The sequence below is a fragment of the Endozoicomonas sp. ONNA1 genome, assembly GCF_024606325.1.
GTDB lineage: Bacteria > Pseudomonadota > Gammaproteobacteria > Pseudomonadales > Endozoicomonadaceae > Endozoicomonas_A.
In genome coordinates this window covers 1-2,180 of sequence record NZ_JAHHPN010000478.1, presented here as the reverse complement: position 1 = coordinate 2,180, position 2,180 = coordinate 1, and the positions used below count along the sequence as shown (strand labels likewise).

1 protein-coding gene and 1 pseudogene are annotated in these 2,180 nt (G+C 48.9%); one reads left to right on the top strand and one right to left on the bottom strand.

Going from position 1 to position 2,180, the window contains the following annotated elements:
* Nucleotides 1–55 precede the first annotated feature (55 nt).
* Nucleotides 56–1,150: pseudogene (mnmC, locus tag KDK19_RS10845) on the top strand (FAD-dependent 5-carboxymethylaminomethyl-2-thiouridine(34) oxidoreductase MnmC); the annotation flags it as partial.
* 211 nt (nt 1,151–1,361) lie between these two features.
* Here the strand turns inward: mnmC and msrA are convergent.
* On the bottom strand, nt 1,362–2,003 hold the full coding sequence (gene msrA, locus KDK19_RS10840; protein ID WP_257280000.1) for a peptide-methionine (S)-S-oxide reductase MsrA: 642 nt from the start codon (nt 2,001–2,003) through the stop codon (nt 1,362–1,364).
* Between the last annotated feature and the right edge of the window lie 177 nt (nt 2,004–2,180).

The following is a 2,180-nucleotide window of genomic DNA, read 5'->3' as shown; positions in this document are numbered from 1 at the left end:
TACCTTGTCATTCATAAAGTTGTTTGTGGTCGTATAAGTTGTTACCAGGGAGGCATCCGGCAATCCTCAAGGCATTCTATACGCTAAACTGTCGGCCAATAACACGCCTCTCAGTCGATTTATCACCCAGAGCTACCTTTACTCCATTCATTTATTAAGCACTTTTGCCCACCTTCAACCGGAGCTCTGGCAACAATCCGGCGTCGTCCAGCTGGCTATCAATGAGAAGGTGCGGAAACGTCATCAGGATCTGGCAAATCACTTTCCCACTGACTTTCTTAGCTTCCTGTCCAGCCACGAGCTTTCAAAGGTCGCTGGCTTGCCGTTGGAACATGATGGCCTTTACTTCCCGAATGCGGGCTGGGTGAATCCTGCTCTTTTTTGTCAGACTCTGGCGAAGCACGACAATATCAATGTAGTGTCTAATACAAGGCTAGAGTCTCTTGATTACACGTCTGATGGCTGGACTTTGAATCTGTTGAGTAATGACGCCCTCCGAACAATGAAGTCCCACAATGTCATCATTGCCTGCGCCAAAGCATCCAACCAATTGCCCGCACTGGACTTTATTCCACTGAAAAACATCAGAGGCCAGATCACCGAAATAGGCTGTACTGACGACAGCAGCTTACTAAAAACAACGGTTTGCGGCGAAGGCTATGCAGCGCCTGCCACCCACGGTCGTCATACCATTGGAGCCACTTTCGATTTTCACAGTGACTCGGTTGAGGTTCTGACAGAGGACCATGAGAAAAATCTGGCAATGCAGAGGGAATGCGCACCTGAACTCTATCGGGCACTGGGGGGAGAGGAACAGGCCAACATTCTGGGAGGCAGAGCCAGCTTCCGTTGCACGACGCCCGATTATATGCCTGCTGTGGGAGCAATTGTTAACCAGAAAGACTTTCTGAATGAGTTTGCCATGCTTCGCAAGAACATAAAGCACCCATTCACCCGTCCTCCACAATACCTGAACGGTCTCTACATCAATGCCGGTCATGGTTCCAGAGGATTGATTACAGCACCTTTGTCGGGAGAATTGCTGGCTGCACAAATGAATGACGAGTGCTCACCTGTCGCCTCTGATCTTCTGGACCATTTGAACCCTACCCGATTTCTGGTGAGGGCAATGAGTCGAAATCAACTGTAATAACCGACAAAAATATATCGGTATAGCGAATCAACAAAGGTATATATACTCACAGAGAAGCCACAAAAGCAGATCTATCATAAGTTCACAGGTGTCAACAACGCCTTAAGATAATCATTCAGAAAACTGCATCCGGACAGCTCTCCCTCTTGAGGCTGTCCGTTTTTTTACCTGCAGAAAATTCATCAGCGTCAGGGAAACGCGGTCGGGTTTAAACCTGCAGTATAGGAGGCAGACAGACTCCCGTCCCTGCCAGACCACAATAACCTTCAGGGTTTTTGGCCAAGTATTGCTGATGATAGGCCTCAGCATAATAAAAGACCGGAGCATCTACAATTTCTGTGGTAATTTTGCCTTTACCGCTTTCGTTCAACGCCGTCTGGTATTGAGCCATCGATTCACGGGCTTTCTCACTCTGCTCATCGAAAGTGGTGTAAATCACAGATCGATACTGAGTGCCCCGATCATTCCCCTGCTGCATACCCTGGGTAGGATCGTGAGACTCCCAAAACAATCTCAGCAGAGATTCCAGACTGATGACGTTTGGATCGAAGGCCACCATGACCACCTCGGCATGACCCGTGCCACCACTACAAACTTCTTCATAAGTCGGGTTAGGGGTATAGCCTCCCGCATACCCAACCGCCGTTGTCCAGACGCCCTGTTGTTTCCAGAACAGTCTTTCAGCCCCCCAGAAACAGCCCATACCGACATAAATCACCTCCAGCTGCCCGGGAAAAGGGGGCGCAATGGCATGACCATTAACAAAATGCTCTGTCGGCACTTCAATCGCTTGATCACGCCCTTTCAAGGCGCTCTCCTCACTGGGCAGTTGATGTTTATCAAACAACATTCCAATCCCTCCAATTCCAGACATTCATAATGGCTTTATGGAGCCACAGATCAGAAAATCAATACCTACGACTCCCTCTTACTCAAGCATCATCAGAGCCGGATCAAGCCAGACATCGAACCTGCAGGTCAATATCAGCGCCATAGTCTAGCAGTGAGCGGATCAATTCCAGGTTAC